The sequence below is a fragment of the Pseudenhygromyxa sp. WMMC2535 genome, assembly GCF_011083025.2.
The window spans coordinates 8,458,303-8,483,323 of sequence record NZ_JABJWV010000001.1; the positions used below are offsets into that span (position 1 = coordinate 8,458,303).

Annotated in this window: 23 protein-coding genes; 9 read left to right on the forward strand and 14 right to left on the reverse strand. The window is 69.5% G+C overall.

Going from position 1 to position 25,021, the window contains the following annotated elements; all coding sequences use genetic code 11:
* Positions 1-191: 191 nt before the first annotated feature.
* Entirely contained in the window at positions 192-1,226 is a 1,035-nt protein-coding gene (locus tag G6O69_RS32680) for a DUF4215 domain-containing protein (protein WP_172307388.1), read from the reverse strand.
* A 95-nt stretch (positions 1,227-1,321) separates the two neighbouring features.
* Here G6O69_RS32680 and G6O69_RS32685 point away from each other — a divergent pair, with 95 nt between their 5' ends.
* Positions 1,322-1,474, forward strand: a complete 153-nt coding sequence (locus tag G6O69_RS32685; RefSeq protein ID WP_176396845.1) for a hypothetical protein — start codon at positions 1,322-1,324, stop codon at positions 1,472-1,474.
* 161 nt (positions 1,475-1,635) lie between these two features.
* Here G6O69_RS32685 and G6O69_RS32690 read toward each other — a convergent pair whose 3' ends face one another.
* The 4 genes from G6O69_RS32690 to G6O69_RS32705 form a co-directional block, all read right to left on the reverse strand.
* The gene (locus G6O69_RS32690) at positions 1,636-2,211 is read right to left on the reverse strand and encodes a hypothetical protein (RefSeq protein ID WP_176397224.1); all 576 of its coding nucleotides are present in this window, start codon (positions 2,209-2,211) and stop codon (positions 1,636-1,638) included.
* A gap of 237 nt (positions 2,212-2,448) precedes the next feature.
* Positions 2,449-3,789 carry a dihydrolipoamide acetyltransferase family protein gene (locus G6O69_RS32695; protein WP_172307390.1) on the reverse strand — a complete coding sequence of 447 codons (1,341 nt, stop codon included), beginning with the start codon at positions 3,787-3,789 and terminating at the stop codon, positions 2,449-2,451.
* A gap of 17 nt (positions 3,790-3,806) precedes the next feature.
* A complete protein-coding gene (locus G6O69_RS32700; protein WP_172307391.1) occupies positions 3,807-4,790 on the reverse strand; it encodes a pyruvate dehydrogenase complex E1 component subunit beta in 984 nt (327 codons plus the stop codon).
* Between the two features lie 2 nt (positions 4,791-4,792).
* The gene (locus tag G6O69_RS32705) at positions 4,793-5,812 is read right to left on the reverse strand and encodes a thiamine pyrophosphate-dependent enzyme (RefSeq protein ID WP_172307392.1); all 1,020 of its coding nucleotides are present in this window, start codon (positions 5,810-5,812) and stop codon (positions 4,793-4,795) included.
* Positions 5,813-6,022: 210 nt separating this feature from the next.
* On the opposite strand from G6O69_RS32705, the gene bioB reads away from it, so the two are divergent.
* On the forward strand, positions 6,023-7,126 hold the full coding sequence (gene bioB / locus G6O69_RS32710; RefSeq protein ID WP_172307393.1) for a biotin synthase BioB: 1,104 nt from the start codon (positions 6,023-6,025) through the stop codon (positions 7,124-7,126).
* 106 nt (positions 7,127-7,232) lie between these two features.
* Here the strand turns inward: bioB and G6O69_RS32715 are convergent, their stop codons facing one another.
* From G6O69_RS32715 to G6O69_RS32730, 4 genes are all read right to left on the reverse strand, one after another.
* Positions 7,233-8,717 (reverse strand): hypothetical protein, encoded by a 1,485-nt coding sequence (locus G6O69_RS32715; RefSeq protein WP_255215938.1) that lies wholly within the window; start codon positions 8,715-8,717, stop codon positions 7,233-7,235.
* A 9-nt stretch (positions 8,718-8,726) separates the two neighbouring features.
* Positions 8,727-9,377, reverse strand: a complete 651-nt coding sequence (locus G6O69_RS32720; protein WP_217909958.1) for a hypothetical protein — start codon at positions 9,375-9,377, stop codon at positions 8,727-8,729.
* On the reverse strand, positions 9,377-10,807 hold the full coding sequence (locus tag G6O69_RS42505) for a DUF1585 domain-containing protein (protein ID WP_172307395.1): 1,431 nt from the start codon (positions 10,805-10,807) through the stop codon (positions 9,377-9,379). The genes G6O69_RS32720 and G6O69_RS42505 overlap by 1 nt, the downstream gene beginning before the upstream one ends.
* Before the next feature lie 271 nt (positions 10,808-11,078).
* Positions 11,079-12,023, reverse strand: a complete 945-nt coding sequence (locus tag G6O69_RS32730; protein ID WP_172307396.1) for a dienelactone hydrolase family protein — start codon at positions 12,021-12,023, stop codon at positions 11,079-11,081.
* Positions 12,024-12,307: 284 nt separating this feature from the next.
* On the opposite strand from G6O69_RS32730, the gene G6O69_RS32735 reads away from it, so the two are divergent.
* The gene (locus G6O69_RS32735) at positions 12,308-14,320 is read left to right on the forward strand and encodes a thioredoxin domain-containing protein (protein WP_172307397.1); all 2,013 of its coding nucleotides are present in this window, start codon (positions 12,308-12,310) and stop codon (positions 14,318-14,320) included.
* Between the two features lie 58 nt (positions 14,321-14,378).
* Here the strand turns inward: G6O69_RS32735 and G6O69_RS32740 are convergent, their stop codons facing one another.
* The 5 genes from G6O69_RS32740 to G6O69_RS32760 all read right to left on the reverse strand — a co-directional run bounded on the left by G6O69_RS32740 (position 14,379) and on the right by G6O69_RS32760 (position 18,734).
* Positions 14,379-14,702, reverse strand: coding sequence for a polyhydroxyalkanoic acid system family protein (locus tag G6O69_RS32740; RefSeq protein ID WP_172307398.1), 324 nt, complete (start codon positions 14,700-14,702; stop codon positions 14,379-14,381).
* A 99-nt stretch (positions 14,703-14,801) separates the two neighbouring features.
* Positions 14,802-15,494 carry a CDP-diacylglycerol--glycerol-3-phosphate 3-phosphatidyltransferase gene (gene pgsA / locus G6O69_RS32745; protein ID WP_172307399.1) on the reverse strand — a complete coding sequence of 231 codons (693 nt, stop codon included), beginning with the start codon at positions 15,492-15,494 and terminating at the stop codon, positions 14,802-14,804.
* A gap of 6 nt (positions 15,495-15,500) precedes the next feature.
* The gene (locus G6O69_RS32750; protein WP_172307400.1) at positions 15,501-16,238 is read right to left on the reverse strand and encodes a hypothetical protein; all 738 of its coding nucleotides are present in this window, start codon (positions 16,236-16,238) and stop codon (positions 15,501-15,503) included.
* A 116-nt stretch (positions 16,239-16,354) separates the two neighbouring features.
* Positions 16,355-17,830 (reverse strand): monooxygenase, encoded by a 1,476-nt coding sequence (locus tag G6O69_RS32755; RefSeq protein ID WP_172307401.1) that lies wholly within the window; start codon positions 17,828-17,830, stop codon positions 16,355-16,357.
* Positions 17,831-17,972: 142 nt separating this feature from the next.
* A complete protein-coding gene (locus G6O69_RS32760) occupies positions 17,973-18,734 on the reverse strand; it encodes a lytic transglycosylase domain-containing protein (protein ID WP_172307402.1) in 762 nt (253 codons plus the stop codon).
* A 61-nt stretch (positions 18,735-18,795) separates the two neighbouring features.
* Here G6O69_RS32760 and nadB point away from each other — a divergent pair, with 61 nt between their 5' ends.
* From nadB to G6O69_RS32790, 6 genes are all read left to right on the forward strand, one after another.
* Positions 18,796-20,406 carry an L-aspartate oxidase gene (gene nadB, locus G6O69_RS32765; RefSeq protein ID WP_172307403.1) on the forward strand — a complete coding sequence of 537 codons (1,611 nt, stop codon included), beginning with the start codon at positions 18,796-18,798 and terminating at the stop codon, positions 20,404-20,406.
* Entirely contained in the window at positions 20,403-21,059 is a 657-nt protein-coding gene (locus G6O69_RS32770) for a nuclear transport factor 2 family protein (protein ID WP_172307404.1), read from the forward strand. Before nadB ends, G6O69_RS32770 begins: the two co-directional genes overlap by 4 nt.
* A 198-nt stretch (positions 21,060-21,257) precedes the next feature.
* Positions 21,258-21,752, forward strand: coding sequence for a CarD family transcriptional regulator (locus G6O69_RS32775; RefSeq protein ID WP_172307405.1), 495 nt, complete (start codon positions 21,258-21,260; stop codon positions 21,750-21,752).
* Positions 21,718-22,269: a macro domain-containing protein gene (locus tag G6O69_RS32780; RefSeq protein WP_172307406.1), complete on the forward strand. Its 552-nt coding sequence runs from the start codon at positions 21,718-21,720 to the stop codon at positions 22,267-22,269. Before G6O69_RS32775 ends, G6O69_RS32780 begins: the two co-directional genes overlap by 35 nt.
* A 66-nt stretch (positions 22,270-22,335) precedes the next feature.
* Positions 22,336-23,580: a hypothetical protein gene (locus G6O69_RS32785; protein WP_172301283.1), complete on the forward strand. Its 1,245-nt coding sequence runs from the start codon at positions 22,336-22,338 to the stop codon at positions 23,578-23,580.
* Positions 23,577-25,019, forward strand: coding sequence for a hypothetical protein (locus G6O69_RS32790; RefSeq protein ID WP_172307407.1), 1,443 nt, complete (start codon positions 23,577-23,579; stop codon positions 25,017-25,019). The genes G6O69_RS32785 and G6O69_RS32790 overlap by 4 nt, the downstream gene beginning before the upstream one ends.
* Positions 25,020-25,021 lie beyond the last annotated feature (2 nt).

The window sequence follows — 25,021 nt, forward strand, 5'->3', positions numbered from 1 at the left end:
AAAATCTAATCGTCATCTGTCTTCATGATGTTCCACGCAACCAACCTCACCCAACCATCCGCCCCCGTGCGTTTTGCGCACCCGAGGCGCAAAACCGCCCAGCGGGCTAGCAGTCGCCCCTCCACGCCCAAATCAACAAAAACCCACGCGGCCCGAGGGCACACCGGCCCGTGGGCCGCGCGGGCACTGAGTCACAGATTGCACGCGCAGTTCACGTAACAGGCGATATGCTTCCAACTGCTGAGCGGCTCGGTGCCGTTGGCGCCCCAGTTGAGGTTGTTGTCGGTGGAGGAACATTCGATCGTCACCCAGTTGGCGGCGTCACCCTTTGCTGGCCAAAAGTGCTGGCCGACCTGGTTACCGGAGTGCTTGCTCGACTCGGCGTCAAAGCCTCCGTGTGTCAGGCAAACCTGGTCACAGCTCGTGTTGACCGCCCCGGAGGTGTACCAGCAGCCATGGTAGCCATTGCCGGGGTCGTGCAGCCAGCCTGCGCACTGTCGCGCCTCGCAGGAATTGGTGCAGAGATCTTTGGCGAAGTCGTTGCCGTCGTCGCAGGCCTCGCCGTCTTGGACGATGCCGTCGCCGCAGACCGGGAGCTTGCAGCTGTTGCTGCACGCGTCGGTGTTGACGTTGTTCCCGTCGTCGCACTCGTCGGTGCCGTTGACCACGCCGTCTCCACAGGACGCCGGCGAGCAGTCGTTGCCGCAGTCGTCGGAGTTGTCGTCGTTCCCGTCGTCGCAGCCCTCGCCGATCTGCAAGATGCCGTCGCCGCAGGCCGCGGCCTTGCACGCGCTCGTGCACGCGTCCGTGTCGTTGGCGTTGCCGTCGTCGCACTCCTCGTCGCTCTGGACGATGCCGTCGCCACACACGGGCGCCACGCAGGTGTTGCTGCACGCGTCGTCGTCGACGTCGTTGCCGTCGTCGCACTCCTCGTCGTCGTCGATCACCCCGTTGCCGCAGGCCGGCTCCTCGCACACGCCAGCGACGCAGCTCAGCCCCGCCTCGCAGCTCTCGTCGCTCCCGCAGGCGCAGCCGAGCGTCCCGGGCTCGCATGGGTCGTCGGCCCCCGAGTCGGTCTCCGACGTGCTCTCGTCGGTCGCGGTCGTCGAGCTCGAGTCATCCTCTGCCGTCTCGGCGAGGTCGTCCGCGCTGTCGTCGGCTTTGAAGCAAGCCGTCGGGAGCAGCAGCAGCGCGATGGGTGTCAGGCGAATGGCAACACGAAGCATGTCCCCATCCTAGACCGCTTCTTCCGCGATCTGGAGCCAGCTGAAGCGCCGGGTTGCGACCAACCTCCCAGCTACCCGGCCACTAGGAGTCCGTGGTGAAACCCAGCGCGGCTCCTGGCGCCGGGATTTTTGTCGAGGGCGCGAAGCCAAAACGCCGCTGTACCGGGCGTACTGCAAGTTTTGGCGACAAAGCCTTCGGCGAAAAGACCAAGCCAGGTGTCGTGTTGGGTTTCACCACGGGCTCCTAGAGCGGCGATCGGTTTGAAGGCGCGCCCTCAGGTGCGTCTGGGCGGCTCCGTGGCGAGGAGCGAGGCCGAAGCTGTGGTGGACCCACTGCGAGCGCCGAGCGACAACGACAACGGGGCCGCCAAGATGTGCCTGGCGGTCCGAATTCAAACCGGTCGCCGCTCTAGAACTTCAGCTGAATGCCGCCGGCGTCGGCCGAGAGCGCCAGTTGCCGGTTCGCGCGGCCGAGCTTAATCGCGCCAGAGGTACCCAGTACCAGGCCGCCAACCTGGACCACGCCGAGCAGACCAGTGAACAGGCCGCCGGTGGCCGAGCCCGTGCGCGGGATCGCCATGAAGGGGCCGACCACGGGGACCAGCATGCGCCGGCCGTAGGTGCCGCTGCCGCCGACGTCGGCGGCATAGTCCAGGGAGATCGAGCCGACCAGCGCCGAGAGCAGGTAGCTGGTCCCGAACATCGTGAACCCGGAGATGGTCATGCCCAGGCCGGCGGCGCGCTGGTGCTTGAGGGCGGCGATGCGCGGATCGACGAGCATTGGCGAGGGCGCGTTGGTCCCGGGGACAGCCGGCTGATAGGCGGGAGGCGGCGGCGCGGCCGCCGGTGCGGGCGCGGGCATCAGCGCCATGCCGGGCGATGTTGCGGGTGCGGGTGCGGGCGTGACGACGATGACCGGAGCGCTGGTCGCCGGGTCCGCCTCGGGGCCCTCGGCCGCGTTGGCGGTGGCCGGCAGCCCGATCACGGCGGAGAGTCCAAAAGCGAGCGAAGCGAGCGAGATCTTGGCGTTGCGGTTCATCACAGCCTCTATGCACCTTGTCTTAGCATGGCTTGTCCGCGCGCGTAGCTGTTGGATTTCACCACGCTCACGTCCCTGCTGTCGCGGTCGAGGTGTCAACGCAGCGGCCGGCGTCGCTTACAGCTCCGCCGGCCTGCCCTGCCCCGCTCGCCAATGCGCGGGGAAACCCTCTCGACCTTTGGATCAGCCGGGGTCGGTCAGCATCTCGAGCGGGTTCTCGAGGTAGCGCTTGACCAGGCCCAACCAGCGCGCGGCCACGGCCCCGTCGGTGACCCGGTGATCCGCGGAGATCGTCATCTTCATGCGCTGGCGGATCACCAGTTCGCCATCGACGACCACCGGCCGCGCCTCGATCGCCCCGACCGCGAGGATGCCCGGCTCACCGGGGTTGATGACCGCCGAGAACGACTCGATGCCAAACATCCCGAGGTTGCTGACGCTGAAGGTGCCGCCGCTCATCTCCTCGGGGCGCAGCTGCTTGTCCCGGGCCCGCTTGGCGAACTCGCGGCTCTCGGCCGAGATGGCCTCGAGGCTCTTTTGATCGGCGAAGCGGATCACCGGCACGACCAGGCCATCGTCCACGGCCACGGCCACGCCCACGTGGACGTCTCCGCGGCGCACCGGCTGGCCGCCGTTCCAGCTCACGTTGACCGCCGGGAAGGCACGCAGCGCCCGAGCCGTGGCTTTGACGATCAGGTCGTTGAACGAGATCTTGCGCCCGTGCGCCTCGATCGCGCGGTTGTAGCTCGCGCGGAAGGTCGCCGCCTCGCCCATGTCGACGTCGACGGTCAGGTAGTAGTGCGGCGCGTCCTGCTTGGCCGCCGTCATGCGCTTGGCGATGGTCTTGCGCATCTGGCTCAGACGCATCGACTCGTCGGGCCGGGACACGTAGGGCCGGCCCCAGCCGTCGACCTCGCCGCTGTAGCTGCCCGCGGTCGCGCCGCCGGCGGCCTTCTTGGCCGTGCCGCTGGCCGCCGCCTTCTCGACGTCGGCCTTGATCACGCGCCCGTGCGGTCCGCTGCCCTCGATGGCCGAGAGCTCGAGGTCGTGCTCCCGCGCGAGGCGACGGGCCACGGGCGAGGCGGGGATCCGGCGCTCGTCGGGATCGATGGACACGGGCTCGTCGCGGGGCGCGGGCGCCTCGGCCTTCGCCTCGGTCGCGGGCGCCTCGGCCTGCGCGGGCTTCGACTCGGGCTCGGGCGCGGCGGACTCGGCCTTCGCCTCGCTGGCGCCGGCCTGCCCGGCCGAGGCGCCCGCGGCCGCGAGGGCCTCGCTGGGGTCCTCGCCCGGCTTGCCGAGCACGGCGATCGCCGCGCCCAGGGGCAGGGTCTCGCCCTCCTCTGCGACGAGCACGAGCACGGTGCCCGAGTCGAAGGACTCGAACTCCATGGTCGCCTTGTCGGTCTCGATCTCGGCGATGACCTGGCCACGCTTGACCTTGTCACCCACGGCGACGCGCCACTTGGCGACGACGCCTTCCTCCATGGTGTCGCTCAGACGGGGCAGCTCGACGACGGTAGCCATGATGCTTCGGCTCGCTCTCAGTTGCGGTATGCGACGGCCCGCAGGGCCTCGTGAATCGACTCGGGCGTGGGCATGCTCAGATGCTCGAGGTTCTCGGCGTAGGCCATCGGCACGTCGTCATAGCAGACGCGCGCGACCGGGGCGTCGAGCCAGTCGAAGGCCTCGCGCTGGATCAGGTCGACGATCTCGCCTCCCACGCCGCCGTAGGGCCAGCCGTGATAGGCGACCACGGCTCGGTTGGTCTTCTTGACGCTGGTCAGGATGGCCGCGGTGTCGAGCGGCCGCAGGGTCCGTAGGTCGATGACCTCGACGTCCAGCTGGCTGGTCTCGGCGGCTATCTTCGCGGCCTCGAGGGCCGTGGGCACCGACTGTCCCCAGCAGATCAGCGTGACCTGCTCGCCGGCGCGCTTGATGTCGGCCTGGCCGATGGGGATCAGGTACTCCTCCTCGGGGACCTCGCCCTTGACCGCGTACATCAGCTCGGACTCGAAGAAGATCACCGGGTTCGGCGAGCGGATCGCCGTCTTGAGCAGGCCCTTGGCGTCGTAGGGCGTGGCGACCGACACGACCTCGAGACCGGGGATGTGCGCGTAGATCCCGTCGAAGGCCTGGCTGTGCGTCGAGCCCAGCATGTGCGCCGCGGCGTTGGGCCCACGAAACACAATCGGGCAGCTGAACTGGCCGCCGGTCATGTGGTGGATCTTGGCCGCGTTGTTGAGGATCTGGTCGAAGGCGACGGCCGAGAAGTTGAAGGTCATGAACTCGATGATCGGCCGCAGCCCGACCATCGCGGCGCCGATGCCCACGCCGGCGAAGCCGGTCTCGGTGATCGGCGTGTCCACGACGCGCTGCTCGCCGAACTCCTTCAGCAGGCCCTGGGAGCACTTGTAGGCCCCGTCGTAGTGGCCGACCTCTTCGCCCATCAAGAACACTCGGTCGTCGCGCGTCATCTCCTCGCGCATCGCCTCGCGGATCGCCTCGCGGATCTGCATGATCGCCATGGTCAGGCCTGCCCCTCGTGCTCGATGATGATGTTGCGGAAGCGGTGCTCGGGATCGGGCTGTGGCGACTCGTCGGCGAAGCTCGCCGCGGCGTCCATCTCCTCGATGATCTCGTCGTCGAGGGCCTCGAGCTCGTCCTCGCTCATGGCGTGGACCTCGATCAGCGCCCGGCGCGTGAGCTCCATGGGATCGCTAGCGCGGAAGGCCTCGACCTCGGACTTGCCGCGGTACTTGGCCGGATCCGACATGCTGTGGCCGCGGAAGCGGTAGGTCAGGATCTCGACCAGCGTCGGCTTGGACTCGCTGCGGGCGCGATCGATGGCCTCGCCGAGGCGCGCGCGGACCTGGAAGGGATCGCTGACCTCGAAGCGATCGCCGGCCATGCCGTAGCCGGGCGCGCGCGAGGTGATGTCCTCGACCGGGAGCGTGCGCTTCAGCGGCGTGCCCATGGAGTAGCGGTTGTTCTCGACCACGAAGACCACCGGCAGGCCCCACAGCCCGGCCAGGGTCATGCCCTCGTGGGTCGGCCCGATGCCGACGGCGCCGTCGCCCAAGAAGCAGATCGTCACCTGGCCGTCACCGAGGTATTTCGACGCGAAGGCGTGACCGGCGGCGACCGGGATGTGGTTGCCGACGATGGCGTAGCCGCCCCACAGGCCCTTCTCACGATCGAAGAAGTGCATCGAGCCGCCGACGCCGCCGACCAGGCCGTCGCGCTTGCCGAAGAGCTCGGCCATGCACGCGTTGGGGTCGCAGCCCTGAGCCAGCGCGAAGCCGTGGTCGCGGTAGGTCGACACGATGCGATCGCCCGGCTTCATCGCCAGGTTGGTGCCGATGGCGATGGCCTCCTGGCCGATGTAGAGGTGCAGGAAGCCGCTGATCTTGCCGCGGGTGTAGGCGCGGGCCGCGGTCTCCTCGAAGCGGCGGATCCGCAGCATCTCGCGGAAGGCGGCCAAGGTCTCGTCCTTGCTCGCCGAGCTCAAGGTCTCGGGCAAGGGCGCTGAGGTCTCGGGGTTGTCCATGGCTGAACTCGCTGAACTCGCTGAACTCGCTCGCGGAGCGGGGCAACGTTAACACTGGCACGTGGGCGGGCCTAGTGTGAAGCACCCTGCGCAAGCTCGCCCCCGCCCCGCCCGATCGGGTGCCCAGACAGGTACCCAAACACGGCCTCGCGGCGCCCCCCAGTCGGCCGGCCGTGTACCCGCGTCCTCGCCCTGCTATACCTCGCGGTCATGACCCCCGGCGTCCCCGACACGCTGCCCCATCCTTCGACCATCGCCGACCGCATCATCGCCGGAGAGCTCGACGCCCTCGGCGAGGCCACGCTGACCCGCTACCTCGCCGGCGAGGGCTCCGTCTGGGACCTGATGGCCGCCGCCGACCGAGTCCGCCGCGATCGCTTCGGGGACAAGGTCCACCTGTGCTCGATCGTCAACGCCAAGCAGGGCGGCTGCCCCGAGGACTGCGGGTTCTGTTCGCAGAGCAAGCACTTCGAGACCAGCATCAAGGCCGAGAAATTTCTCCGCCCCGACGAGATCGTGGCCGCGAGCCGCAAGGCCGAGAGCCAGCGCGCCACGGCCCTCGGCCTGGTCACCGCGACCCGCGGCATGAACGAGGGTGACAAGGCCCTCGAGCACGTGCTCGCCGGGGTCAAGGCCGTGCGCGAGGCCGGCCACACCGAGGCCCACGCCAGCCTCGGCTTCGTCGACGAAGACGGCCTGCGCGCGCTGGTCGACGCCGGGCTGACCGAGCTCAACCACAACCTCGAGACCGGGCGCAGCTACTTCCCCGAGATCGTCAGCTCGCACAGCTACGACGCCCGCGTCGAGACCGTGCGCATGGCCAAGCAGATGGGCCTGCGGACCTGCTGCGGGGGCATCTTCGGCATGGGCGAGGCCCCCGAGCACCGCGCCGAGCTGGCCATGACCCTGCGCGAGCTCGACGTCGACGAGGTCCCGCTCAACTTCCTGATCTCGATCGAGGGCACCGCCTTGTCCGCGCGCCACTTCGAGCCGCTCGCGCCCATGGAGATGCTGCGGATCATCGCCTGCTACCGCCTCGCCCTCCCCCGTCAGAACATCTTCATCGCCGCCGGGCGCACCCACCTCGGCCAGGCCCTGCCGATGATGTTCTCGGCCGGCGCCTCGGGCATGATGGTCGGCGACTTCCTGACCACGCCCAACCGCGGCGTCGAGGACGACCTGCGCATGATCGAGGAGCTCGGCCTCGAGACCCAGGTGTGCGGGGATCCCCGCCCCGAGCTGGCCCCCGCCGCCAACGCCAGCGCGAGCAACAACCAGAGCTCGGGGCGCGTCGCCCTGCCCGTGCTCGGCTGACTCTTCTCGGTCGACTCTTCTCGGTCGACTCTGCTCGGCCGACGTCGCCCGAAAAAACAAAGGCGCGCTCTCGAGAGCGCGCCTTTGTTTTTTGGACCGACTCCGCTCAGATCATCAGCGCCGACATGTCCCGGCGCCCGGTGAAGTCGATGCCCAGCGCCTGGGCGATGGCGCTGTAGATCTCGCCCTCGCGCAGCACGGTGCCCGGCAGCGGCTCGCCGGTGCCCGTGTCGAAGCCGTAGGTGAGCAGCGTCGAGGGGTCGACCCCGCCGAACACCCGGTTGCCCTGGAGCATCGGCGAGAGCAGCACCGTGCCGTTGTTGAGGTGGTGACCGGTGCCGTAGGTGCTCGACCCCCCCGAGGGCCGCAGCTTGTCGCGGCCGAACTCCGTGGCCACGTAGATCAAGCTGCGATCCCACATCTTGCCCAGCGCCGGATCCCCCATGTAGTCGAAGGCCTTGAGCAGCTTGACCAGGCCCGAGACGATCTGGAGCACGCGGCCCCACATCACGTTCTGCGCCGGGCGGTGGGCCGTGTGCGAGAAGTCGAAGGCCAGCGGCGCGCCGGTGATCTCGTCGCCGTCGAAGCTCGGGTTGAAGCTCAGCGCCAAGGTGTTGGCGCAGGACATGCCGTAGTAGCTGAGCAAGAACGCGAGCGCGCCCTGCTGGTGCCAGTTGTCCCCGTCGAGCAGCGGGAAGACCTGGCGCAGGGCGTCGAGCATCGGCGAGGCCTCGAGGTCGAAGTCCCCCGAGAGCCCGCTGGGATCGAGCAGCATCAGCTTGGTGATCGCGTCCATGGACTCGAGCTGCGGCGCGATCTCGGTCCGGTTATAGAGGTACTGGCTGCGCCGCGGCGCGTCGCGGTAGGTGATCCCGAAGGGCGAGACCCCCTCGAGCTGCTCGCGAACCGAGCGCGCCCGGGTGACCTGCTCGAGGCTCAGGCCGCCAGCCACGCCACGGCTGCCGTGAGTGGCCACAGCGTAAGTTCGCGGATCCGAGATGATCTCGGCGCGCGCTCGCGCCAGCAGCGTGGCGTCGTCACCGGGCTCGACGTAGCCGCCGTTGCCCATGTTGCAGTTGGCCAGGGGGAGGTCGAGGCCGTAGCGTTCGGCCACCGCCTCGGCGATGGTCCGGCCGCGGTTGATCCCCGCCCCGGTCATCGCCCGCTTCTGAGCCACGTTGTGGTTGACCGAGGTCACCTCGTGGCCCACCACCGTCATGTCGGTGTAGTGGTCCGTGAGGAACTGCTGGATCGAGTAACCCGGAGTCAAGAAGAGCGTGTCGTCGAGCGGCCGAACGCAGCGGATGTTGCTGCCCTCGGGCGTGAACAGCTGCGACTCCGAGTAGACGTTGAGGATCGACGCGTCGACGTCCTCGGGGACCTCGGTGGTCGCCACGGGCATGAAGCTGTCGATGATGCTGCCGCCACCGGCGGCGCAGACGACGAAGAGCAGCCGGCGATCGGCGGGATCGCTGGACGCCTCCTCGGCGTGGCCGCGCGGCAGGCGAGCCGCCGTGACGCCGGCGGCAGCGAGGGCGCCGCCGAGTCCGGTGAGCAGGCGACGACGGGTGAGCTTGGCGTAGTCGTGCATCGTGGTCTCCTAGAGGAACAAGAACTCGGTGGTGGTGGCGACGACGAAGCAGGCCTCGTGGGCGAAGCTCGCCGCGCTGACGGCCTCGCCCGCGTCGTCGACGAGCAGCTGGGCGAGGACCTCGTACTCGGCCGCGACCGGGTCGCGGCTGAGCAGCCGGCGGTAGAGCGCGTCGACGCTCTCGGTGAAGGCCTCGCTGTCGGCCGCGGGGGCGTCGCCCTCGAGGTCGAGCTTGGTGAACACCACGGGCGCGCTGCGATCGCGCTCGACCCGAGCTTTGCAAGCCGACATCGCGATGCGATCGAGGGCCAGCGAGGTCGTGACAAGAGGATCGCTCAGCGGCTCGTAGAGCGCCTGGACGAAGGGGTTGTTTCCCCCGAGGCCAGCGAGGTGAACCTCCTGCACGCAGTTGTACTCGCCGAGCTCGGTGCACAGCTCGTCCGTGGACAACTCGAGGGCCCGGGACAGGTCCTGCTCGACGGCGTGGTAGCGCTTCCAGACCAGGTGATTGCGCGTCGAGGCGGCGACCTGGGGAGCGTCGCTCTCGTCGTCACCACTGGTGTCGTCGCCAGTGCCACAGCCCGTCATCGTCGCTGTCGCCGTCAACGTGGCGACCACGGCCAAGCCGGCGATCATCATTCGTAGCTTGCTGCGCTCCATCATGGCACTCCAAAGGCGTCGGTATCGACGATGCGGTGGATCATGCGGTTGGCCGAGTAGCCGTCCGCGATCATGGAGTCGATGAGCTCGCCGAGCTCCTCGAACTCCCCGGGCAGCGCCTCGCGTCCGAGCGCGTGCTCGAACAGCATGTTGGTCATCGCCCGCCTGAAGTAGAGCGACTCCGAGGCGACCTGGCCCCACTCGACGACGCTGGCGATCTCCTGACCGAGCAGCGAGCTTTGCTGAACCTCGGGGTCCCAGGTGTCGAGCAAATCACTCGGCCTGTCCTCGTCGTAGAGCCCGTTCTTCACGGGTAGCTCGATGCCGTAGTAGTACGAGAAGGCGTAGGACAGGGGATCCAAGGTCGCGTGACATTGGGCGCAGGCCGGCGCGGCCACGCCCTTGTCGTCGATGTCGAGCGGCTCGCCCTCGACCGGCAAGATGCCTTCGCTCTTCGAGATGTCCATGCCCAGGTAGGCGCGGTAGGCCTGGGCCGCGGTCGTCCGCGGCACGCCGCTGAACATGGTGTTGCTAACCAGGAACCACTGCGTGGTCAGCATCCCCGCCCGATGCTCGGGCTCGAGGGGCTGGCCGCCCGCGAGGCCGTTGTCGATGTTGGGGTTGGCGATCTCGCCCTCGATGCGGATCAGCCCGCCGCTGCCGTCCTCTTCGACGTGATACTGCGCCGTGAGCAGCTCCCGCATGTCGCGGTCGTCGGACAGGATGTAGCGCCACAACCGGTAGTCCCAGTCGTAGTCGGCGAGCACCAGGCGAAACTCGCTGAAGTAGACCTCGGTCTCGGCGCCCACCGAGTAGATCGGCTTGATGCGCTTGTCCGCGAGCTCGCGCAGGCCGAGGCCCCGCCAGTAGTCGGCGTCCAGACACAGCGCCAGCTGCTCGTGCAGCTCCGTGTATTGCGCTGCCTCGTCGAGGGCCCGGAAGCTCGTCAGCGTCTCGTAGTCCGGCGAGTAGCCGCAGTAGAGGACCATCATCCGGCGGTAGGCCAGGACCGTGTCGTACTCGCCGAGGTCGTACCAGGGGTTGGGCTCGCCCGAGAGCTCGGGCAGCGGCTCCCACAGCGACTCGGCGTTGCCCGGCGCGGTCCCGATCAGGATCTCGTCGAGGTTGACCTCGCCGTCGCCGTCGGTGTCCTCGCCCTCGACCGTGGTCAGGGCCTCCGAGAGGTAGGTGTCGAAGTCACGGCCGTCGAGGGCACCAAGTAGCGCGACCCCGTAGCTGTTCCAGGCCACGGGATCGGTCGAAGTATGGCAAGTGTCGCAGGTCGCAAAGCGACCGACGCAATCAGGGCTCGAGGGGTAGGTCTCACAAAAGAGCGCCGGCCCCGAAGGCCGGGCCTGCGCGCTGCCAGGCAGCGCGAACAGGATTCCCCCAACGCAGAGTCCAACGAGGAGCTTGGGTTTTAGTAACACGGTGGAAACAGCCTAACGTGCAGATAGTCTCGTTTACAGGAAATACCTTCAGTCCTCCGAGCCGGAGAACTTGAGGATCCCCTCACATCCAGGAAAGATGCTCCTAGGTTGCCACACCACCTCCGCAAGGACCGTTCAGAAACAATACGAAACATAGGCACGCGTCACACAGGCGCAGTCACACAGACGCAAATCGCAACACTTCAATCACAATACAAAAGCACCCCTTCTCGAGAAGGGGTGCTTTTCGTGCATGCGAGCGGCGAGACTCTCAGTCGAACCATTGCTCGAGGCGAGAGAACACGGCCTCGCGTGCCGCGTCCCTGGCGTCGATGTCGGCCTGGCGATCCTCGCCGAGGTCGGCGTTGTCGAAGCCGTGCTTGGCCCCGTCGTAGACCTCGAGCTCGAACATGTCGGTGTTGACGCCGCGGGCCTCGGCCATGGCGTCGACCTGCGGGTCACGGATCCCCTCGCAGTCGTCGAGCAGCTTGTCGCGGCTGCCGTGGGGCACGAACACCGGGGCCTGGGGGTAGTAGTAGCGATCGCTGACCCCCGAGAAGAGGTCGTTGGTCACCAGGTCCTCGAGGCCGCAGCCGGGGTAGTAGGCCGCGGCGCCGACCATGGACATGGGCGCGAGCTCGCGGAGGCGCTCGTCCCCGGTCACGCTCATGTCCCCCTGCATCAACATCAGCGTGGTCGAGGCGCCGTTCGAGAACCCGACCGCGGCCAGCCGCGAGCAGTCGACGCGCTGGTCGTCGCACAGCCAATCGGCCGCGGCCGAGGCGTCGAAGGTGCGGGTGACGAGGCGCTCGCGGTCGTCGTACTCCCGCGGGACCGTGACGCTGTGGGTGGAGTCGCAAAAGCCCCGCGAGTAGAAGCTCGCCGGCATGATCACCGCGTAGCCGGCCTCGGTGAGCATGTTCTCCCAGTGCTCGAACTGCTCGTTGGTCCGCTGCGTGCAGCTGCCGTCCTTGTTCTCGTCGAACAGGCCCGTGGAGCCGTGGAGCACCACCACCCCCGGCCAGCCCGCCGCCGGCGGCTTGCCCTCGGGCATCGCAATGCGAGCGATGACAGCTTGGTCGAGCTCGTTGCACAGCGCCACCTCGTCGTCGTTGCGCGGCTCCAGCGAGCCGCAAGCTTGCGCACCATCTCCGGGCGGACCACAAGCGACGACGCCGAGGGAGAGCGAGGCGACCAGGACATGACGAGCGCGCACGAGCACGATTGTTGACGCTCCGCAATCGAAGCACAAGCCGTGCGCAGGGTCTGCGGCGTGCGCTCGCGTAGGCCGGGCCCAGGCTCGGATCAGGCCGCAGGGCCTCGCAGAGCCATCTGAGCGGCGTTACAAAATTGCACCATTGTTCGCGGAGGGCCCTAGCCCGCTCGGATCCCTCGCCCGCAGGCTGTCTTCATTGTCCCCCCGGTGGCCGTCCCCCACGCGCCGGATGTCCGTGCTTGGCATCTCGGGCCGCTGCCCCGCTGAGATATTATCCTCCGCCCATGCACAGGCCAGCGAGCACGCGAGGCGCCGCCGCGGCGATCCTGTTGACGGCCAGCTTGCTCGCGCCCGGCTGCGCCGGCAAGGAAGCGTCGACGGACGCCGAGCCCCTGCGCCGAGACATCAGCGCTCAGGAGGCCGCGCGAGCCCAGGCCCTCGCAGCCTGGGCCCGAACGAACATCGAGGGTGAGCGCTACCTCGTGCCCTACGCCGAGACCGACCTCCAGCGCGGCGCCGAGCAGGGCGCGCTGGTCACCATCGTGGTCTTCCTCGACTACCAGTGCCCCTACTGCGCCCGGCTCAGCGAGACCTTCGAGCAGCTGCTCGCGGCCCACCCCGAGGATCTGCGCGTGGTCATCAAGCACTTCCCGCTGGCGATGCACCGCAGCGCCGAGCCAGCTGCCCGCGCGGTCTTGGCTGCGCAGGAGCAAGGTCAGGGCTGGCCCTTGCACCTCGCGCTGACGCGCAACCAGGGCGCCTTCGACGACGCCGATCTGCGCGCGGCCGCGTCGAAGGCCGGCGTCGCCGATCTTCGCGGATTCGAAGCCGCCAAGGACCAGGCGGGCGAGCGCGTCGCGGCCGACCTCGCCCTCGGCAAGCAGCTGGGCGTGAACTCGACGCCCAACTTCTTCGTCAACGGCGTCCCGCACCGCGGCGCCCAGTCGTTCGAGATGCTCGACGCCATCGTCCGTGACGAGATCGAGCAGATCGAGGGGCTGCTGGCCGCCGGCGCCAGGCGAGACGAGGTCTACTCGATCCTCATGACCGACGCGACGACGCAGCGCGAGGCCCCAGCCCCGAGCAAGAGCAAGAACAAGCCCGTGCGGCAGGACCCAAAGGCTCACTACGCCCTCCCCGTCGACGGCCGCCCCACCCTCGGACCCGCGGACGCCCTCGTCACCATCGTCACCTTCACCGACTTTCAGTGCCCCTTTTGCCGCCGGGTCCTGCCCACCCTCGCCGAGCTGCGCGAGCACTATGGTGACGACCTGCGCATCGTGTTGCGTCACAACCCCCTGGACATGCACCCCCAGGCCAAAGCCGCCGCCCTGGCCGCGGCGGCGGCCGATCGTCAGGGTCGCTTTTGGGACATGCACGACGCGCTCTTCGCCGCGGCCGCCGACCCCGGCCTCGCCCAGACCGACCTCGTGGCCCTCGGTGAGCGCCTCGGCCTCGACGGGCACCAGCTCGCCAAGGACATGGCCGACCCCGAGCTCGAGGCGCTGGTCGCCGAGGATCAGGCGCTCGCCGAGCACTTCGGCGCCCGCGGGACCCCGAGCTTCTTCATCAACGGACGGCCGCTCTCGGGCGCGCTGCTCGTGAACGCCTTCGAGGCGCTGATCGACGAGGAGCTCGCCATCGCCGCGCGCTTCGCCAAGGACCAGGGCGTCCCGCGTGACCAGCTCTACGAGACCATGCGCCGCGGCTGGGAGACCGAAGTCGAGGTCCCGCCAGTCGCCGACCACGAGCGCCGCGAGCTCGAGCTCGCCGGTCTCCCCGTCATCGGCAAGCCCGGCGGCGCCCTGACCGTCGTGGCCTGCATGGACTTCGACTGCCCCTACTCGGCTCGGGGCGCCGCGACCATGGCCGCGCTATTCGAGGACGCCGCCTACGCGGACGAGCTCTCGCTCTACTTCGCCCACTATCCCCTGCCCATGCACGAAACTGCGCTTCAGGCTCACCAGGCCGCCGTCGCAGCGGGCAACCAGGGCGCGTTTTGGCCGATGTACGACGCGCTCTTCGCCAACCCCAAGGCCCGCGGCGACGAGGCCCTGCTGGCCCTCGCCAGGGACCTCGGCCTCGACGAGAGCCGCTTCTTGGCCGACCTCCAGCGCGACGCGACCCAGGCCGCGATCGAGGACGGCAAGAAGCTCTGCGCCGAGCATGGGGTCAGCGGGACGCCGACCTTCTTCATCAACGGCCGCCTGGCCCGGGGAGCGCTGCCTGAGTCGATCTTCGGCGAGATCTTCGATGAGGAGCTCGCCGGCGGCTTCGAGCGCGCCGCGGAGCAGTGACCCCAAAATGAAAATCGACCGAGCCAGCGGGGCCCGGTCGATTTTCCATTCGAGGTGGCTAGGAGCCCGTCAGCTCGCCGCGCTTGGCACGGTCGAGCCAGCCCCTGGCCTCGCGCTCGATGATCTCGATGGCCTTGCCCTGAAAGGGGCGAAAGAGCAGCGGCACGTCGAGCTCGAGGGCGAGCTTGCGAGGCATGACGGTCATCGCACCTTCGAGGCGCTTGCCCATCACGGTGAACCCGAGCTCGACCCGGGTGTCGCTGACCCAGGTGGCCTTGTAGTCGTATTCTGCGAAGCGCTCCCCGTAGGCCTCCGCAGCCTTGCGGGCGGCGAGCTTGGCGAGGTCGATGTCGAGGTCGTGGGGAATGTCGTGGGTCTTCACGCGAGCCTTCTCGTGGACCGGGATCCTATCGCTCCAGATCCAGGCTGCAACCCGTGAATGTCACTGCGCAGCGCCCTGCGCGAGAGCGCTCGGGCGGCCTCAGTGATCTTCGCCCTCGTGCTCGTGCTCGACCTCTTCGCTGACCTTGCTCAACGCAAAGATGAAGCCGCGCGTGTAGCTGACGGCGCTCCAAACCGAGAGCACGGCCGAAGTGTAGAGCAGCAACATCCCCAGCTCGTAGAAGTGGACGACGCCGCCCGCGGGCGCGCGGTAGGGGAAGTAGATCAGCACCATCGAGATGCCGATCACCTGGAAGCTGGTCTTGGCCTTACCGCCGCCGTCGGCGGCGATCTCGACGCCCTCGTTGAGCGCGAGCATGCGCAGGCCCGAGATGTAAAATTCGCGCCCGAGCAAGACCACGGTCAGCCACGGCGGCACCCGACCCTCGGCGGTCAGGTAGACCAGCAGCGCCATGACCATGATCTTGTCGGCCAGGGGGTCGGCGAACTTGCCAAAGAAGGTGACGAGGTTGCGGCGCCTGGCCAGCCAGCCGTCGAGGAGATCGAGGCCGCCGGCGCTGAGGAAGAGCGCCATGGCGAGCATCCCCGCGAAGGGGTCGGCCTTGTCGACGAGCAAGAGCACCGGGGGGATCATGAAGATCCGCCCAACGGTGATCAGGTTGGGCAAGTTGAGGATCTCGCGCTTGAAGCCCTCGAGGCGCGGCCGTCGCTTACGCGGCCGCCGGCGCGGGCCCTGCTTGGAGCCCTGTTGTGGGTCGGGTTTGGCGCTCACGGCCGCTCAACCTTCGACTGGCGTGACCTTGGGTGGAGGCGGAGGTGGCGGACCATCCCGCCGCTCGACCTCGACCTCCTCGATGTCCTCGACCGCGTCGAGCTCGGCGCGCGGGCCCTCGCCCTCGGGGAGCGCGACGAACACCGCGCCCTCTCCTTCGCAGCGCAAGAAGGGGCTGTTGCGCTCGGCCGAGGGCACGACGTTGCCCACCCAGCCCACGAAGCCGTCGCGGTGCACGCGGTGCGGCCGCTCGGGGGAGATCTTGACGGCGACGAGCTCGCCGGCGACGCGCAGGGCGATCATGCCCTCGCCCGCCACCCGGACCAGGCCGATGCTCTCGCTGCTGCCCCGCGAGCCCGGGAGCATGCCCACGTCCCACATCAAGCTCGCGTCCAGGGCCCACAGCAGCGGCTCGACGAAGAAGCACAGGTCTCGCTCGAGGCGCAGCGGGTAGAAGCGCTCGTTCTCTCGCGAGATGATCAGGTAGCCCTCGCCCTCCAGCGAGGCCAGGCGGCGAAACACCTCGGGCACTGCCCTGCCCTGCATGCGCCGGTTGAGCGGACGGATCTCGAGGTTCTCGCTGCACAGCAAGAGCGCGTCGGTGCGCGTCATCGTCTCGCCGACGACGTTGACCAGCAGGTGGCCCTCGTGAGTCAGCGAGAGCGAGTCCGTCCCCGGCTCGGGGGTGAGCAGGCGACTGAAGGCGAAGCTGGTGACGCCTGGGATCTCGGACGAGGGAGCCACGCGAGCGCGAGCTTAGCCCGAGCGCGGCGGGCAAGAAAGCCCAGGATCCGCGCAGCGCGGGCGCTACTGCCCAGTCGCTACTGCCCGTCGCGACTGCGGGCGCGACTGGCCGGCGGCTACTGGGCGGCCACGTAGACCACGCCCAGGCACATCTCGTCGAAGGTCCCGTCCCCCCAGCCCACGTCCTCCGGGGTCTTGGGCTCGCCGTCGACGATCGGCTGGTTCTCGGCGCTGTTGTCGAACACACAGCCGAGCTCGAGGGAGTCCCCCGGCCCAAATTCGACGGGCTCCTCGAGCTGATAGCTGCCCTGCCAGTTGAAGTCCCACTCGTCGATCTCGAGCAGACAGGACGCCTCGTCCCCGGACTTCGCGACCTCGAGGTGGCCGCGCTCCCCGAGCAGGTGCATGTGCAGCGCCGCCTCCCACAGGTCGAGGGTCACGCTCGAGCCGACCCCCAGGGACTGGGTCAGGTAGAGGAAGATCGGGCTGTCCCGCGCGATGCTGACGCTGTGGCTGACCTCGGACGCCCCCGCGGGGATCGACATCGGCGTCGCGCCCAGGACCCAGCCGTAGTTGACCACCGGCACGTAGGCGCCCTCGCGCTCGACGCTGTCCGCGAGTTCGAAGCCGATCGAGGTCTGATCCGGGCCGACCTCGCCGCCGATGAGGTTGTAGTGGACCTGGACGATCAGCAAGGAGCCCGGCTCCACGCGCAGGCCGGTGCCCTCGGGCGCGTGCATGACCTGGGCGCCGGGGACCCAGGCACCCAGCCAGCGCGCCGACCAGTCGGTCTTGCCCGGACCGCCGAAGCAGGTGTAGCCGGGGCCGTCCTCGGCGTCGTCGAGGCCCTGATAAAACGCGGCCTCGTCGGGATCGGCGACGAAGGTGATCACGTGGTGGACCAGCTCGCTGCGGTCCGGGAAGGTGTTCTGCGCGACGACGAAGCTCTCCTCGGTGATCTCCTCGGGCCAGGGGATCGCAAAGCAGCGGTAGTCGTCCAGCGTCCCGCTCGGGGTGTAGGGCTCGGGCAGCGCGACGCTGATCGTCGGCTCGAAGGGCGTCGATGGCTCGGGATCCGGGGGCGCGTCGGCGACGTCGCCCTCGGGGTAGGCGTCGTCGAGCCAGATCAGCAAGGTCTCGCGCTCGTCCTCGGTCAGCGCGCGCTCGTCCAGGTAGTCGTTGCAGCCCGCGACCGGTGGCCACGGCGGCATGGAGCCGTCGAGGATCGAGGCGGCGAGCAAAGGCGCGAAGTTCTCGACCTGCTCCCAGGTCTCCAGGGAGAAGGGCGCGACCTCTCCCTCGGCGTGGCAGCCCACGCAGCGGCTGTCGAGGATCGCCTTGGTGTCCTTCCAGTAGGTCAGGCCCGAGGCGCCCGTGTCCTCGCCGGTGCTCTCCCCCGTCTCGGCCGTGTCCTCGCCCGACTCCCCCGACTCGGCCGTGTCCTCGCCCGCGCCGGACTCGTCCTCCCCGCTCGGCGCGTCGTCGTTGGACGAGCCCGTCTCGTCTTCGGCGCTCGAATCGGACCCACAAGCCAGCAGCCCCGCCGAGCACGCGAGCACAGTGACGACACGCAGACACCTATCCATGACCATGTCCGCATGTGTACCACCGGCGCGCCGCGAGCGGGCCGTGAATGACGACGACGCCCCTTCGTGCCTCGCGGCCCTGCGTGGGCTTCGCGCAGGCACCCGAGGCGCCGCCGACTTGGCGCCTGCCCCGAGGGGGGCGCGAGCCTCAGCCCGCGATGTTCCGCGCCGGCCCGCGACGCACGCCCTTGCCGCCGATCTGGCTCTGGCGCTCGTAGGCGTAGTAGCGGCGCAGCACCGACTTCACGTAGGCCCGGGTCTCGACGTAGGGCGGCACGCCCTCGTACTTGAGCACGGCCCCGGGGCCGGCGTTGTAGCCCGCGGCGACCAGGACCATGTCGCCGTTGAAGCGGTTGGCGAGCAGGCGCAGCAGCTTGCAGCCGCCGTAGATGTTCTGGCGCGGGTCGAAGGGCTGGGTGACGCCCAAGAACTCCGCGGTGCTCGGCATCAGCTGCATCAGGCCCATGGCCCCGGCCCGACTGACCGCGTTGGCGTTGAAGCGGCTCTCGGTGTGAATCACCGCGCGCACGAAGGCCTCGGGCAGCTGGTAGCGCCGGGCTGCCCCGCGGATGTAGCCGTCGTAGCGATGCGCCCGCTCACTGTCGAGGGTCACGGTCTTGCCCGCGCCGCGATCGACCTTGAACTCGCCCGCGGCGCCCCCCGCCCCCGTGCGGTTGGCGGCGATGCTCTTGTAGAGCTTCCAGTCGCCCTGCTTGCCCCGGGGACGGTTCGTAATGTGGATTACGCCCTGCTTGTCGACGTACTTGAAGTAGTTGTTGTTGCCCGCCTTGGCCGTGGGCTTGCCCGCCTCGACCGGGGCCGGGCTGGCGACCAGCGCCAGCCCCAACAGGCCCACGGCACCGAGGAGACCCGGGAGCGTCGGCCGCCGGCGATCTGCGCTTCCTCGCATCGCGGCGATCATAGCAGGACCCCTGCGGCGAGCCGCATTCCTTGTTAATGTTCGCCCGAACGTGCCCCACCCACCGGTCCATCGTACCCAGACCCTCGTGCTCGGGAGTGGCCTCGCCGGGCTCTACTTCGCGCTTCAGGTCGCCGATCGACGCACGGTGACCATCCTGACCAAGCACCGACGGGAGTCTTCGAACACCCGCTGGGCGCAAGGCGGGATCTCGGCGGTCTTCGATCCCGACGACACCCTCGACGCCCACGTCGCCGACACCTTGCGCGTCGGCGCCGGGCTGTGCCGCGAGGACATGGTCCGCCGCGCGGTCGAGCTCGGGCCCAAGCTCGTGGCCGGCCTCGCCCAGGACTTCGGCGTGCAGTTCGATCGGGTCGGCAACGCCGACGACGCGCCCTTCGAACTCGGCCGCGAGGGCGGCCACTCCAGCCGCCGGGTCGTCCACCACCGCGACATGACGGGCGCCGAGATCGAGCGCGCCCTCGTCGAGGCGGTCGAGCGCCACCCCAACATCACGATCCTCGAGCACCACGACGTCATCGACCTGCTCAGCTGGGCCAAGGTCGACGGCAGCGAGGGCTGCTTCGGCTGCTACGCCCTCGACATCGAGGCGGATCAGGTCCGCGCCTTCGTGGCCCCGGTCACCGTGCTCGCGACCGGCGGCGCCGGCAAGGTCTACCGCTTCACCTCCAACCCCCACGTGGCCACCGGCGACGGCATCGCGATGGCCTATCGCATCGGGGCGCAGGTCGGGAACCTGGAATTCATGCAGTTCCACCCGACGATCCTGTTTCACCCCGACGCCAAGAGCTTCCTGATCTCCGAGGCCCTGCGCGGCGAGGGCGGGATCCTGCGCACGGCCGACGGCAGCGACCTGATGAAGGACCGCCACCCCATGGGCAGCCTCGCCCCGCGCGACGTGGTCGCCCGGGAGATCGACGCCCAGCTCAAGCGCAGCGGCCACGCCTGCGTGGGTCTCGACATGACCCACCTCGATCACGACTTCATCGTCGATCGCTTCCCGGCCATCCACGCGCGCTGCATGGCCCTGGGGATCGACATGCGGCGCACGCCGATCCCCGTGGTCCCGGCGGCCCACTACACCTGCGGCGGCGTGGTCGTCGACCCCTGGGGTCGCAGCACCGTCCCCGGCCTCGTGGCCATCGGCGAGGTCGCGATGAGCGGCATGCACGGGGCCTGTCGCCTGGCCAGCAACAGCCTGCTCGAGGCCGTGGTCCTCGCCCGCGGCGCGGCCGAGATCTGCGACGAGTTCGGACGCGAGCCCCCGGCCGACGCCAAGATCGAGGCCTGGAACGAGGGCGACGCGGTCGACTCCGACGAGGCCGTGATGGTCAGCGCCAACTGGGAAGAGGTCCGCGCGTTGATGTGGAACTACGTCGGCATCGTGCGCTCGGACAAGCGCCTGGCCCGGGCCCGGCGGCGGCTCGAGATTCTCCACCAGGAGATCCGCGAGTACTATTGGCACTACCGCGTCACCCGTGACGTCCTCGAGCTGCGCAGCCTCGCGCTGGTCGGCTACCTCATGGTCGAGAGCGCCTCCCGCAGGCAGGAGAGCCGCGGGCTGCACTTCACCCTCGACTACCCCGAGACCGACCCCGCGCAGGCCTCCGAGACGATCTTCACCAGGCAGGACGGACCATGAGCACTGCGCTCCACCACGGGCTCCTAGCCGTGATCTTCCTCGCGGGTTTTGCCTCCGGCTGCGCCTCGGGGGCCCGCCGGAGCCCCGAGGGCCTGCGCGACGCCTACGCGGCGGCCCTGCGCGCCGACGATCCCGACGCCGCCTATGCCCTGCTCGCCCCCGACGTCCAGGCCCGGGTCGACATCGAGGAATTCCGCGAGCGCTGGCAGAAGAACACGGCCCACCACACTGCCGCGCTCACGGCCATCGACGCCATCGACGACGACCGCCAGGCGGCCGTGTTCACCGCGACCACCACGCACCCCGGTGGCGCGGTCATCCACTGGACCCACGCGGGCGGGGACTTCATGGTCGTCGACGGCCTGCCCGGGATCCCGGACACGTCCACGCCCGCGGCGACTGCGCGAGCGCTAATTGGCGCGCTGCGCGGGATCTCCTCGGTACAGCTCGAGCTCGTCTTGTCCACGGACATGCTCGAGCGCCTCGGCGACGACTGGAACGCCCGCGCCGACGCCATCGAGGCCGCGCTCAACGAGCCCGGATCGATCAGCTACTCCAGCGACAACGCCCGCGCGGTGCTGCGCTACGGCGCCGGCCGAGCGCTGACCTTCGAGCAGACCAGCCAGGGCTGGCGCGTCGCCGAGATCCGCTGAGCAAGCGCCCAGGTCTGCCCCCCTCCTGGACACCCTAGCGCGAGGCGGGCTACTCTCCCCCTTCGTTGGACGCCGATCTGCGTCCGACACGGGCCTTCGGGGAGGCCTGGAACGGCGTTTCAAAACTCACAGGCAAGCCATTTTGCGCCGGTCGTCTCGCGCGACCAGGCCCCGACCCAGGGCGCACAGAGGAACGCGATGGAGAGCCAGAACTTCGACGTGGGAAGCACCGCCATCTACCCCGCCCATGGCGTGGCCGACGTGATCGGCCTCGAGACCAAGAGCGTCGGCGGGCAAGCGGTGCGCTTTTATCACCTTCAGGTCCGCGGCAGCGGCATCAAGATCATCGTCCCAATCGACAAGGCCTGCGAGAACGGTATGCGTCCGCTGGCCGACACGGACGAGATCGATCGCATGTTCGAGATCCTCCGCGATCACGACGTGCCAACGGACCGCCAGACCTGGAACCGCCGCTACCGCAACTTCATGGAGAAGATCCGCACCGGATCCCTCCACGAGGTCGCCGAGGTCTACCGCGACCTCTCACTGCTTCGCTCGCAAAAGACGCTCTCCCACGGGGAGCGCGAGATGCTGCGCACCGCCCGCGACTTGCTCATCGGCGAGCTCGCGGTGGCCCGCGAAACCAGTGAGTCCGAGGTTGCCGAAGAGCTCGATTCCATGTTTAAGAACTAGCCCAGAGGGCCGAGCCATCGAAATCCAACTCATCACCGATCCGTGGGAACAGGTCGACGTCGACGCCTTCGTCTGCCCCATCAACTCCAACGGCACCTACGACACCTTCCCGGCGTCCAAGCTCCGCGAGTTGACCGGCCTCCCTCTCGATCAGCTGCTCCTCCCGCACACGCCTCTGGCGATCGGGGCCGCCTTCGTGACCGAGGCGGGGCGCATGCGCGCCAGGAACCTGATCCACGTCCCCAACACCAACAAGCCCGGCGAGCAGGTCCAGGTCGAGGACATCGCTCGCGCCACGGCGGCGGTCATCGTCACCTGTGAGCTCAAGGGCTACCAGAGCGTGGCCATGCCGCTGATGGGCGCCTTCGACACCGGCATCCCTGCCGAGGAGGCCGCCCGGGCGATCCACAGCGAGTTCCGCAGCCACCGCGGGGACAAGCCCTCTCGGGTGCTCTTCGTCGCGCGCAACAGCGACGAGCACGACGTGTTCGAGATGGCCATCGAGGGTCTCGGCTGAGCAGCCGCGCCCCGGCGCCCTGCCTCGCCTCGGCGCCCGGCGTGGCCCACGGATGAACCGGTCGGCATGGGTGCATACCTCGTCGTTTTCCTGATCGCAGCCCTGGGCGTGGCCCTCGGCTGGCGGCTGACTCCGGCTCCCCGGGCGGACGGCCCCTCCGCCGAGGGTCTGACCCGCCTGATCCAGCTGGCGATCGCCCTCACCAGCTTGCTGGTGCTCTCGCTGCTGCTCATGCCCTGGCTGCTGGCGCTGCCCGAGGCCGCCTGCACCATCGAGGTCGAGCGCGCCAGCGAGTGCGTCGTCGGGGTGCGCGAGGGTCCGCTCTTTGGCGCGTCGGCCTTCGCCTGCGCCATCGGGGCGGCCTTCGCCTACGTGGCGCGCAAGGGCGTCTTCGATCTCCCCGGGCTCGAGCCCGAGGAGGCCGAGGGCGCCACGGCCCCCGCGCTTGGCGAGGTGGCGGGCGAGACCGAGGCTGCCGCGGCCGAGTCCCCTGACAAAGAGGCCGAAGAGCCCGAAGCCGCCGCGAAGACCGAGCCCGCAGCTACCGAGCCCGCAGCCGCCGAGCCCGCAGCTACCGAGCCCGCAGCTACCGAGCCCGCAGCCGCCGAGCCCGAAGCGGCCGAGCCCGCGGGGAGCGACGCCAAGCCCGAGGGTCACCGCAAGCTCGAGGGCCCCGTCCATCGCGCCTTCGTCGACGATCACATCGCCGACCTCGACGTCGCCATCCGCACCGCGGTCGAGCGCCTCTCCCAAGGTGGCAAGCGCGTGGCCGTGGTCTACAGCGAGGGCGCCAGCAAGGACGCCAACCTCGCCCTCGACGAGCTCGCCCAGGCCTTCGACGCCTACCGCTACGTGCTCGAGGGCACGGCCGCCGCGACCGAGGGTCTGCCCTCGGCCGAGACGCCCAACCCCAGCGACGCCGACGAGATCGCCGGGCCCGACGCTCGCCACGCCGGCGAGCTCGCCCTCGACCTCGCGGGCTCGCTGATCGAGACGGTGATGCTCCTCGACACGCGGGTCGCCTTCCCCGAGTTCGTGCTCGGCCGGCTCACCGAGCTGCAGTCGGTCTGCATCGCCCACGCCCACGACGACGTGAGCGCGGCCTGCCAGGTGCTCCTGCCCGGGACCAACCCCGGCGAGAAGGAGGGCGAGCTGCTCGACACCGACGGCAGCGCGAGCTCGCGGCGCAACCGCGTCTGGCTGGTCAACCGGATGATCGAGGTCCTGCGCGAGCGCCAGGGCAGTGACAGCGACGCCGAGGGCGACAGCTCCGAGCCCGAGAAAGACGCCGCTGGCGAGAGCTCGCCGTGAGCACCTCCCCGCGGCCACGCCTCGCCCTCGCACGCTGGCAGCTCCCGCGCCGCGGCCTCTCCCCGAGCGCCCTGCTCTGCCTCGCCCTGGTCGCGCTCACCTGCCTGCTGAGCGCGTGCGCGCCCTCGGTCGAGTCCAGCGGCCCGCTGTGGGCGGACCCCGGGGTCATCCGCATGAGCCCCGCGCGCGGCGAGGTCGAGGTCGTGATCCACAACCGCAGCAGCGCGCTGCGCCCGATCGCTGACTACACCCTGGCCGGTCAGGACTGGGACGGCTTTCGCTTCGTCGACGAGTCCCTGCCCCGCACCATCCCGGGCGAGGACGCGATCGTGATCACGATCGCCGCCTCCCCCCGAGGACTGCGCGACGCCCAGGATCAGCTCAGGGCTGGCGCGGCCAGCTTGCGCTTCCGCTCGGATCACCACGACTACGACGTCCCGATCGTCTACTCCCCGGGGCCCAGCGGCGGCCTGCCGAGCGCGGGCCTGAGCGTTGGTCTGGGCCTGCTCGCGTTCGCGGTGATGATCGCCATCGCAGGCCGCGGCGCCTGGGCCCGGCTGTGGCCGCGCCTTGCCAGCCCCGATGCCAGCCCAGCCCGCCGCCAGCGCGCGGCCTTGTCCCTGGCCATCGCCGCGTTCTCGCTGCTGGTCGCGCTGATCCCCCTGGGCCCGGGCCTGTGCGCGGATCGCCTCGTCGCCATGGTCGGCGCGCAGGAGCTCGCCCAGTGCCGCGCCGGCCTCGGTGGCCGGCCCATGGCGATCCTCGCGGCCGAGCACGGAGCCGCCGAGCCAGGGCTGCTGTGGCTGTGGGCCGCCCTGCTCACCGCGACCGTGACCACGCTCGCCGCCCTCGGCCAGCGCCGCGGTGCCCTCGCCGAGCTCGCCCTGCCCTGCCTGCGCCTGCTCGGCCTGAGCCTGCTGCTCCCCGCGCTCTTCGTCGCCCTCGCCCCGGCCGCGCCCAGCCTCGACGAGCTGGTCGTCGCCCAGACCCGGGCCACGCCCATGCTCGGCCTCGAGGGTCCGCGCTGGGGGCTCATCGCCCAGCCCCTCGGCTTCGCCCTCGCCTTCTTCCTGGTCGCCACCGCCGGCCCCGAGGGCCGCGAGCACCCCGAGCACCCCGACATCTTCGCGCTCCTGCGCCGCCTCGACGCCCTGCTGTGGACGGCCCCCCTGGTGGTGCTCTACCTCGCCGGTGGCCGCCTGCCCCACCTCGGCTCGGGCCTCGCGGGCCGCCCTCCCCTGCTGCTCCACGGCGCCGAGCTCGTCGTGACCCTGGTGGTCTTCGCCCTCGAGCTGGGCGCGCTGCTGTGGCTGGGCGAGCGCCTGCGCCGCTGGCTGAGCGCGCGCCTGCCCGATCCTGCCCTGCGCCTGCGCCTGCACCTGCGCGTGACCATGCCCCTGGTCTTCGTGGTGCTCGTCGCCAGCCTCGTGCTCCGCTGAGC

Bases quoted from the DNA above. Each gene is read 5' to 3' on its own strand.
- G6O69_RS32680 (WP_172307388.1), bottom strand. From the start codon at position 1,226: ATGCTTCGTGTTGCCATTCGCCTGACACCCATCGCGCTGCTGCTGCTC.
- G6O69_RS32695 (WP_172307390.1), bottom strand. From the start codon at position 3,789: ATGGCTACCGTCGTCGAGCTGCCCCGTCTGAGCGACACCATGGAGGAA.
- G6O69_RS32700 (WP_172307391.1), bottom strand. From the start codon at position 4,790: ATGGCGATCATGCAGATCCGCGAGGCGATCCGCGAGGCGATGCGCGAG.
- G6O69_RS32705 (WP_172307392.1), bottom strand. From the start codon at position 5,812: ATGGACAACCCCGAGACCTCAGCGCCCTTGCCCGAGACCTTGAGCTCG.
- bioB (WP_172307393.1), top strand. From the start codon at position 6,023: ATGACCCCCGGCGTCCCCGACACGCTGCCCCATCCTTCGACCATCGCC.
- G6O69_RS32715 (WP_255215938.1), bottom strand. From the start codon at position 8,717: ATGCACGACTACGCCAAGCTCACCCGTCGTCGCCTGCTCACCGGACTC.
- G6O69_RS32720 (WP_217909958.1), bottom strand. From the start codon at position 9,377: ATGGAGCGCAGCAAGCTACGAATGATGATCGCCGGCTTGGCCGTGGTC.
- G6O69_RS32735 (WP_172307397.1), top strand. From the start codon at position 12,308: ATGCACAGGCCAGCGAGCACGCGAGGCGCCGCCGCGGCGATCCTGTTG.
- G6O69_RS32755 (WP_172307401.1), bottom strand. From the start codon at position 17,830: ATGGTCATGGATAGGTGTCTGCGTGTCGTCACTGTGCTCGCGTGCTCG.
- G6O69_RS32760 (WP_172307402.1), bottom strand. From the start codon at position 18,734: ATGCGAGGAAGCGCAGATCGCCGGCGGCCGACGCTCCCGGGTCTCCTC.
- G6O69_RS32770 (WP_172307404.1), top strand. From the start codon at position 20,403: ATGAGCACTGCGCTCCACCACGGGCTCCTAGCCGTGATCTTCCTCGCG.
- G6O69_RS32775 (WP_172307405.1), top strand. From the start codon at position 21,258: ATGGAGAGCCAGAACTTCGACGTGGGAAGCACCGCCATCTACCCCGCC.
- G6O69_RS32785 (WP_172301283.1), top strand. From the start codon at position 22,336: ATGGGTGCATACCTCGTCGTTTTCCTGATCGCAGCCCTGGGCGTGGCC.